Source organism: Microvirga sp. P4_A5 (assembly GCF_056402495.1).
Window position 1 is genome coordinate 1 of the sequence record NZ_JBFUHH010000141.1, and the last position, 8,469, is coordinate 8,469.

Sequence of the window (8,469 nt, forward strand, 5' to 3'; positions counted from 1 at the left end):
GAACAAGAGGCAGCTATTCGCATTCTGGCCAATGAACTCCATAGAGTTAACGAAGCCGTTATGAACTGTGTCGAGAAAGGTCTTTCCGTGGAGTTACAGAGGGTGAAACGGTTTCATTCCGGAGAGGGCTACTGGGGTGACATGATCATTCCCGTGATCGTAAAGCAGAAATAAAGGCGTCTCCTATCCGCGACCCTCGTTTCCGCCATCCAAGCGCACCATCAAGTCGGGTCGGGTCCCTCCACCGCCGTCATGGCCGGGCTCGACCCGGCCACCCACGTCTTTTCTGTCGAGCGGGTTTAAGACGTGGGTACGCGGGACGAGCCCGCGCATGACGCGAGGGTGTTATTCCCTCGCCCCCACCTCCCCCTGCCCATCCCAGCCACCCTCCGCCGTCATGGCCGGGCTTGACCCGGCCACCCACGTCTTTTCTGGCGAGCGGGTTAAGACGTGGGTACGCGGGTCAAGCCCGCGCATGACGGGGAGTTCAATCAGCCGCCGTGACCCCTTGCCGCCACCCCTCATAAACCCGCACCGACAGATTGAGGAACATCCTCGACACAGTGGGACAGCTACTCGGAGAAAAGGCAAATCGCAGGTAGGAGCAGTGCAAGCTATGTGTTGCTAAGTACACTGTGGAGTCAATCTGCCCCTCACTTCCCCCGTCCCCCCTTATATTTCGGCTTCTGCCCCGCCAGCCCTTGCGTGCTCCTCGCCTTCGGCCTCTCCTTGAAATTCAGCGGCACTTCCCCGTCCGTGCCCGGCCCCATTTCGTCGAGGGACGGTTTGCGGATGCGGGTGCCTTCGTCCGAGCGGGCCTTTCCGCCGGGACGTAGGCGACCGCGTCCCTCCTCGCCGGGCATCCACGATCAAGCCGCTACCTTGCGCGTCCGGGAGAGGGGCTTTCGGGCCGTGCGCGTTGGAGACCGTTTACGCTCCGCCCGCTCGACTTTGACCACATACCCCTCGCGGGCCGTGAGTTCCTTGAGAACGGCCGAGAGCTTGTCCAATGTTGGGTTTCCCTTGGCGCTGAACTGGCGCATCAATGTCTTCGGATGCGATTGAATGGTTTCGGCAAGCTCGGAAAAGCCCAAAGTGGCATTGATATAATCGCGAATCAGAATCTTGGCTTCGACGGCGTCGCCTGTCCCGAGGGCTTCCAGCGCGCCCTGAAGCATCCCGACACGGAAAGCCTCATCGTGCTGCGCCCGCTCGCGGACAAGGTCCTTGAAATCGCGCGAAAGAGGCATGGTCATTTCTCCTTGGTCTTGCGGCGTTTGTAATCGGCCCATCGATCCTGGGCGTCCCGGATGTCGGCTTGTTGACGACGCTTGGTTCCGCCCCCGAGAAGGATGATCAAGGTGTCGCCATCGCGGGCGAGATAGAGGCGCAAACCGGGCCCCCAATCGATCCGCCATTCCAGCACGCCTGCGCCGACCGACTTGATCCCCGCATCGTGCCCATCGGCCAAACGGCCGACGACCGCTTGAACCCTGTTGCTATGCTCGCGCGGCAAGGTCGAGAACCAATCCCAGAACGGGTGCCGTCCTTGATCGTCTTCATAAACCCGAACCCTCATGCGGGTAGCTTATAATGCACCACGCATATAAGGCAAGCGGAAGCCTTTGAATGGCGCACAACCAAACTGGTGCCGCAAAATCTGCCTCCCCCTCATTTCCCCCGTCCCCCCTTATATTTCGGCTTCTGCCCCGCCAACCCCTGCGTGCTCCTTGCCTTCGGCCGCTCCTTGAAATTCAGCGGCACTTCCCGGTCCGTGCCCGGCCCCATTTCGTCGAGGCCGGGTTTGCGGATGCGGGTGCCTTCGTCCGAGCGGGCCTTGCCGCCGGGGCCGTAGGCGGCCGCGTCCTCGTCGCCCGCGCTTGCGCCTTCCGGTGAGGCCGGGAGGCCGCGGGGGGGCAGGTTGGCGTTGCGGCCGTATTTGCGCGAGCCGCCGTATTTGCCGGCGTCGCGTTCCACGTCGGCTTGCCGCGCCAGCGGGTCGTCGCTGATGGCGAGTTGCGTTGCCTGCAGGCGCTTGAGTTCGTCGCGGAGGCGCGCCGCTTCCTCGAAATCGAGGTTGGCGGCGGCCTCGCGCATGCGCTTTTCCATGTCGGCGATGACGGTCTTGAGGTTGTGGCCGACGGTGACGCCCGCCTTCGTGAGGCCGGTATCGACCGAGACGTGATCGCGCTCGTAGACGCTTTCCAGAATGTCGCCGATGTTCTTCTTGATGCTCTGCGGCGTGATGCCGTTCGCCTCGTTATACGCCGTCTGCTTGGCGCGGCGGCGGTCGGTCTCGGCGATGGCGCGTTCCATCGAGCCGGTCATCTGGTCGGCGTAGAGAATGACGCGGCCATCGACGTTGCGCGCGGCGCGGCCGATGGTCTGCACCAGCGATGTCTCGGAGCGCAGGAAGCCTTCCTTGTCGGCGTCGAGAATGCCGACGAGCGCGCATTCGGGAATGTCGAGACCCTCGCGCAACAGGTTGATGCCGATCAGCACGTCGAAGGCGCCCAGCCGCAGGTCGCGCAGGATCTCGATGCGCTCCAGCGTGTCGATGTCCGAATGCATGTAGCGCACGCGGATGCCGTTCTCGTGCAGGTATTCGGTGAGATCCTCGGCCATGCGCTTGGTGAGCACGGTCACGAGGGTGCGGTAGCCGGCGGCGGTGACCTCCCTGATCTCGCCCAGGAGGTCGTCGACCTGGTTTCGCGCCGGGCGGATCTCCACCGGCGGGTCGATGAGGCCGGTGGGGCGGATGACCTGCTCGACGAAGACGCCGCCGGTCTGTTCCATTTCCCATTTCTGCGGCGTCGCGGAGACGTGCACCGATTGCGGCCGCATGGCGTCCCATTCCTCGAAGCGAAGGGGGCGGTTATCCATGCAGGAGGGCAGGCGGAAACCGTATTCGGCGAGCGTCGCCTTGCGGCGGAAGTCGCCGCGATACATGCCGCCGATTTGCGGCACGGTGACGTGGCTCTCGTCGGTGAAGACCAGCGCGTTGTCGGGCAGGTATTCGAACAAGGTCGGCGGCGGCTCGCCGGGTTTGCGGCCGGTGAGATAGCGCGAATAATTCTCGATGCCGTTGCAGACGCCGGTCGCCTCGATCATCTCGAGGTCGAATTGCGTGCGCTGTTCGAGTCGCTGCGCCTCGAGCAGGCGGCCCATGCGGGTGAGTTCCTGCAGGCGGCCCTGCAACTCGGTCTCGATGCCCTTCACGGCCTGCTGCAAGGTCGGGCGCGGCGTCACGTAGTGCGAGTTGGCGTAGACCTTCACGAAGGCGAGGTCGTTGGTCTTCTTGCCGGTGAGCGGATCGAACTCGACGATCGACTCGATCTCGTCGCCGAACAGGCCGATGCGCCAGGCGCGGTCTTCCAGGTGGGCCGGAAAGAGTTCGATGGAATCGCCGCGCACGCGGAAGGTGCCGCGGGCGAAATCGTTCTGGATGCGCTTGTATTGCAGAGCCACCAGGTCGGCGATGAGCTGGCGCTGCTCGATCTTCTCGCCGACCTTCACCGAGAACGTCATGGCGGTGTAGGTCTCGACCGAGCCGATACCGTAGATGCACGAGACCGAGGCCACGATGATGACGTCGTCGCGCTCGATCAGCGCGCGGGTCGCCGAGTGGCGCATGCGGTCGATCTGCTCGTTAATCGAGCTTTCCTTCTCGATGAAGGTGTCCGAGCGCGGCACGTAGGCCTCGGGCTGGTAGTAATCGTAATACGAGACGAAATATTCCACCGCGTTGTCGGGGAAGAACGACTTGAACTCGCCATAGAGCTGCGCCGCCAGGGTCTTGTTGGGCGCGAGGATCAACGCAGGGCGCTGCGTCTCCTCGATGACCTTCGCCATCGTGAAGGTCTTGCCCGAGCCGGTGACGCCGAGCAGCACCTGGTCGCGCTCCTGCCGGCGCACGCCGTCCACCAGCTCAGTGATGGCGACCGGCTGATCGCCCGCGGGCGCGAAATCCGACACCAGCTTGAAGGGAATGCCGCCTTCCGACTTATCGGGCCGCGCGGGACGGTGGGGCGTCCACAGCTTGCCGTTCTTGAAGCGCGGATCGCCCTCCGTGAGAAGGCGCGTGAGCGCATCCACAGTGGCGGACACGCCGTTGACGTCGAGGGGACCGTTCTCGCCGAGTTCGGGGGCAAGGTCCGGCCCGTCATCGGCTCCGCGAAGGCCGAGCTTCTTCGCCAGCGCCGGGTCCACATCGGTGGCCTCGCCGTGGATGTAGGTTTCCTGCGCCCGCTCGGCAAAACCCTCCGCCGCCTTGCGCTCCCGATTCACGGCGGGGCTCAGCAGATCCGAGAGGTAGGTGTCGAGGGGTTTCAGCTCAGGTTTGGTCGCCTTCCCGGTGGAAAGCTTGGGCTTCTTGGGTGTCTTGGCCATAGAACGAATATGGTACAAAGAGGCCGAATTGGGAAGTGTCGGGCAGCGACGGGGAGAGCGCAAAAGCGATGGCGGCCCTCCGCGATTGGAAGGGCCGCCTTCGATCGTTGGATCAGCCCGGCAACAGAACCGTGTCGACCACGTGGATGACGCCGTTCGCCTGCATCACGTCCGCGATGGTCACGGTCGATTTTTGACCCTTCTGGTCTTCGAGAACGAGGTCCTTGCCGCTCTGCGTGACGGTGAGAGTCTCGCCCTGGGCGGTCTTCAACATGGCCTTTCCGCCGCCCTGCTTGACCTGCGCCACCAACTGCTCGGCGCTGAGGCGACCGGGCACCACGTGGTAGGTGAGGACGCCGGTGAGCGCGGCCTTGTTCTCCGGCTTGAGCAGCGTGTCGACGGTGCCCTTGGGCAGCTTGGCAAAGGCGGCATTGCCCGGCGCGAAAACCGTGAACGGGCCGGCGCCTTGCAGCGTCTCCACCAGTCCGGCGGCCTTAACAGCCGCCACGAGCGTCGTATGATCCTTCGAATTGACCGCGTTCTCGACGATGTTCTTCGACGGAGTCATGGCGGCGCCGCCGACCATCTTGGTCATTTCCTGGGCGAACGACGAGGCCATCGGCGCAAGCGCGGTGGTTGAGAGCGCGAGCGCGGCGGCGAGGCAGACATTGGAAATCTTCATCGGTTTCTTCCCTGAAGGTGTGAGTGGACCGCCGCTCGATTGAGCGCACGATCGAAGGCTGTCCTTCAGAGATGGATACGTGTCGGCTGTTGCCGTGGATGTGGCCAGACCGTCACGTTTCCGTGAACCTGACCTTCAGGCCGAAAAAGCCGTGGGGCCTCGCACATAATGCGCCGCACGTTCGCTGTCGGACTGGTTCCGTCGCCTTGCCTCGCGTTCGGCGCGCACCCGCTCAGTCGCCTCGGTTTCGATCCATTGACGCAAGGTGACGGGCTCGCCGGGATGCTGCGTCTCGGTGGTCGAAACGGGGGTCGAAGGGTGCTCTGGTTCGCGTGGAGCCATAGGGCATACTCCGTTTGCGCGCGGACTTTCTGCGCGATCCTTGGCGCAATTACGGCAGCTTGTCAGAGCAGCGGCGAGGATGTGCGCTTCAGCACCAAGGGTCCGAGGGGAGGTGGCGTGGACTTGCGGCAGCGCGTCCAGGGAGATCGCGAAGTGTTGTTGAAGTTAACTGGCGACCCACGGAGTGCCGAACGGGAACCCCGCGCCGGCCTGACTTGCCGCCGCTTATCCCTCAGTACGAACAGCTCTTTCCGAGCAGAGCGAGGCCCTCGTCCCAGAGGTCGCCGAGGTTGGGAATGCCGAGCAGCCAGTCGGCGGTCGGCAGAACGTTCGCCGCTTCGCGTTCTCTTGCGAGGCGGACGGCGTCGGACCATTCCGCGGGCTCCATGTCGCCCCGGCCGATATAGACCAGCGCGATGAGGTCGACGCGCTCGTCGTCGTTGAGACCCTCGATCACCTCGCGCATTTCCTCCTCGGTGGCATCGTCCGGCGTGTTCACCAGCGCGTCGATGCCGCCGTCATCCGTCGGATTCGAGCCGGAATCCGGATCGGTCTGCCCTTCCTTGACGTCGATCGCCCGGGCGCGAAGGATCAGCTCGCAGACTTTCTCGGTTGCGATGGTGAGCGATGAGAGTTCGGAGTAGTCCTTGATCTTGGTCATACGGGGGAAACACCCAAGCGCGGCTTAGGTTCTCCGCAAAGCGGCGATCCGCTGGCAATTCTTGATACCGCCGGCCGGGCGGATTTCTGATGCGGGGCGGGTTTGGCGTGATAAAGCTGCATCGCTTCCTTTTTGTCGTTTACGATTCGCTCATGCTCGGTATCCAGATTCTCGGCTTCGTGGCCGCTATCCTGACGACGGTCTGCTGGCTGCCGCAAGCGCTCCAGACATTGCGGACGAAGGATACGAAGTCGTTGTCGCTCGTCACCCAGTCGATCTTCGCCGTGGGCGTGGGGCTCTGGCTGATCTACGGAATTCTCGTCGGCAACGCGCCGATTATCTTCGCCAACAGCATCACTTTCGTGCTGGTCGCACTCATTCTCGCAATGAAGTTGCGCTACGGCTGACACCCGACGACTGTGTCGAATCGCCGATTTCCTCCGACGAGGCTTTTTGGCAGAAGGCCCAGACGCCAACCCGCCCGCCGCTCCCCTCCTGATTTAGAGCCCATGAATCCTTACGTTGCGCCGATTACGATGCTGATCGCGTCGAACGTCTTCATGACGTTCGCGTGGTACGGGCACCTCAAGTTCAAGACATCGGCGCTCTGGATCGCCGTCCTTGCCAGTTGGAGTATCGCGTTCTTCGAGTACTGGCTCGCGGTGCCGGCCAACCGCATCGGGTCCGCCGTCTACTCGGCGGCGGAGCTGAAAACCATGCAGGAGGTCATCACCCTCGCGGTCTTCGCGGTCTTCTCCGTGTTCTATCTGGACGAGCCACTCGGCTGGAATCACCTCGTCGGGTTCGGGCTCATCGCAGCCGGAGCGGCGTTCATCTTCCAGGGCCGATAGAGGTCAATCGGCCGGACGCATTCTCAGGATGCGGCCCTGCGGCGCATCCGTCAGCAGATAGACGAATCCGTCCGGCCCCTGCCGCACATCCCGGATACGCTCTCCGAAATTCTGAAGCATGCGCTCCTCGCCCGTCACCTTGTCGCCGCTGATCTCCAGTCGCGAGACGAGCTTGCCCGCGAGCGCACCGACGAGAATGTTGCCACGCCAGGCGGGGAACTTGTCCCCGGTGTAGAAAGCCATGCCGGACGGAGCGATCGACGGGTCCCAGTAGAAGACCGGCTGTTCCATACCCGGCTTGCTGGTGCCCTCGCCGATCTTCGCGCCGGAATAATCCACCCCGTACGTGATGATCGGCCAGCCGTAATTCCGGCCCTTCCGCGGAATGTTGATCTCGTCGCCGCCGCGCGCCCCGTGCTCGGCGGTCCATAACTGGCCGGTGGCGGGATTGAGGGCGGCGCCCTGCACGTTGCGGTGGCCGATCGACCAGATTTCCGGTCGGGTCTCCTTGCGGTCCAGAAATGGGTTGTCGGGGGCGGGCTTTCCCTCCGGGGTGATATGCACGACCTTGCCGAGGTGGTTGGCGGGGTTCTGCGCCTCGCTGCGCAGGTCGAAACGATCCCCTAGGGTCACGAACAGGTTGCCGCTTTTGTCGAAGACGAGGCGCGAGCCCCAATGGTTGTTGCCCGGATGGGGCGGCTCCTGCCGGAAGATGACTTGGGTGTTCTCGAGCGCCGTGCCCGTATTATTGAGCCTGCCCCGCGCTACGCTGGTGCCGGCCCGGCCACCGCCGCGATCCTCGGCGAAGCTTAGAAAAACCAGACGGTCCTGCGCAAAGCCGGGCGATAGCGCCACATCCAGGAGCCCGCCCTGGCCCTTTCCATGCACTTTGGGGATCCCGCCGAGCGGCTCCGACAGCTTGCCGTCGGACGCCACCATGCGAAGCGATCCGGATCGCTCGGTCACGAGCATGCGGCTATCGGGAAGAAACGCCAGCGACCACGGATTTGCAAGATCCCGCGCGACGGTCTCGACCACCACCTCGACCTTATCGGTGCGAACCCGCTGGCTGTCCTGCGCCTGGGCGGTTGGCGCCAGGGCCAGCGCGAATGCGCAAGCTGTGGCGAGGCGGGACAAAATCATGGGGCTCTCCTCAAAGGACGATCGGTGGAGAGCTAGCCGTTCAGGCGCCCGCGTCAATCGCGATCACGCCGGTTTTATCCAGCTTTTCGTTAGCGGTGGGGTGCCGCGACGCCCGGCTGCTGGTCGGAAAGCGCCTGCTGCGTGGTCGCGAGCACGGAGGCGGTGGCGCAGCCCATCAGCATGATGAGGGCCAGCATGAAGCGGCATTCCCGACGACGATCGAGGCGCTGCACCCGGGACGCCACGTGATACTCGACCTTGTTGCGTGAGACTGACATCGGAGGAATCCTCGTACGCCACCGCGGTGGGTTACTGCTCGTGAACTGGAAAAACACAAGCGAGTCGAGAAGGTTCCGCCGAGATTTGCACCGATCGCATCCGGCAGGCGCTCCGGGTCGGAG

11 protein-coding genes are annotated in these 8,469 nt (G+C 63.6%); 3 read left to right on the forward strand and 8 right to left on the reverse strand.

All coding sequences use genetic code 11. The features are described from left to right. Window positions 1-174 (forward strand): SMc00767 family acetate metabolism repressor (locus tag AC1DVM_RS21685; protein ID WP_477257979.1); only part of this gene is annotated, 174 nt, incomplete at its 5' end. A 695-nt stretch (window positions 175-869) separates the two neighbouring features. Here the strand turns inward: AC1DVM_RS21685 and AC1DVM_RS21690 are convergent. The 6 genes from AC1DVM_RS21690 to AC1DVM_RS21715 all read right to left on the reverse strand — a co-directional run bounded on the left by AC1DVM_RS21690 (window position 870) and on the right by AC1DVM_RS21715 (window position 6,074). After that, window positions 870-1,250, reverse strand: a complete 381-nt coding sequence (locus AC1DVM_RS21690; protein WP_477257959.1) for a helix-turn-helix domain-containing transcriptional regulator — start codon at window positions 1,248-1,250, stop codon at window positions 870-872. A 2-nt stretch (window positions 1,251-1,252) separates the two neighbouring features. Further along, window positions 1,253-1,579: a type II toxin-antitoxin system RelE/ParE family toxin gene (locus tag AC1DVM_RS21695; RefSeq protein ID WP_477257961.1), complete on the reverse strand. Its 327-nt coding sequence runs from the start codon at window positions 1,577-1,579 to the stop codon at window positions 1,253-1,255. 92 nt (window positions 1,580-1,671) lie between these two features. Further along, window positions 1,672-4,389: an excinuclease ABC subunit UvrB gene (uvrB, locus tag AC1DVM_RS21700; RefSeq protein ID WP_477257963.1), complete on the reverse strand. Its 2,718-nt coding sequence runs from the start codon at window positions 4,387-4,389 to the stop codon at window positions 1,672-1,674. A 112-nt stretch (window positions 4,390-4,501) separates the two neighbouring features. After that, the gene (locus tag AC1DVM_RS21705) at window positions 4,502-5,071 is read right to left on the reverse strand and encodes a fasciclin domain-containing protein (RefSeq protein ID WP_477257965.1); all 570 of its coding nucleotides are present in this window, start codon (window positions 5,069-5,071) and stop codon (window positions 4,502-4,504) included. A gap of 135 nt (window positions 5,072-5,206) precedes the next feature. After that, window positions 5,207-5,413, reverse strand: a complete 207-nt coding sequence (locus AC1DVM_RS21710) for a hypothetical protein (RefSeq protein ID WP_477257967.1) — start codon at window positions 5,411-5,413, stop codon at window positions 5,207-5,209. A 232-nt stretch (window positions 5,414-5,645) separates the two neighbouring features. Continuing rightward, window positions 5,646-6,074 carry a DUF3775 domain-containing protein gene (locus tag AC1DVM_RS21715; RefSeq protein WP_477257969.1) on the reverse strand — a complete coding sequence of 143 codons (429 nt, stop codon included), beginning with the start codon at window positions 6,072-6,074 and terminating at the stop codon, window positions 5,646-5,648. A 152-nt stretch (window positions 6,075-6,226) separates the two neighbouring features. Between AC1DVM_RS21715 and AC1DVM_RS21720 the strand changes: the two genes are divergently transcribed. Both AC1DVM_RS21720 and AC1DVM_RS21725 read left to right on the forward strand, forming a co-directional pair. Further along, complete coding sequence (locus AC1DVM_RS21720) at window positions 6,227-6,481, forward strand: SemiSWEET transporter (protein WP_477257971.1); 255 nt, start codon at window positions 6,227-6,229, stop codon at window positions 6,479-6,481. A gap of 102 nt (window positions 6,482-6,583) precedes the next feature. Beyond that, the gene (locus tag AC1DVM_RS21725; RefSeq protein WP_477257973.1) at window positions 6,584-6,925 is read left to right on the forward strand and encodes a DMT family protein; all 342 of its coding nucleotides are present in this window, start codon (window positions 6,584-6,586) and stop codon (window positions 6,923-6,925) included. A gap of 3 nt (window positions 6,926-6,928) precedes the next feature. On the opposite strand, the gene AC1DVM_RS21730 is transcribed toward AC1DVM_RS21725, so the two are convergent. Both AC1DVM_RS21730 and AC1DVM_RS21735 read right to left on the reverse strand, forming a co-directional pair. Next, complete coding sequence (locus AC1DVM_RS21730) at window positions 6,929-8,068, reverse strand: PQQ-dependent sugar dehydrogenase (RefSeq protein WP_477257975.1); 1,140 nt, start codon at window positions 8,066-8,068, stop codon at window positions 6,929-6,931. Window positions 8,069-8,157: 89 nt separating this feature from the next. Further along, on the reverse strand, window positions 8,158-8,346 hold the full coding sequence (locus AC1DVM_RS21735; RefSeq protein ID WP_477257977.1) for a hypothetical protein: 189 nt from the start codon (window positions 8,344-8,346) through the stop codon (window positions 8,158-8,160). Between the last annotated feature and the right edge of the window lie 123 nt (window positions 8,347-8,469).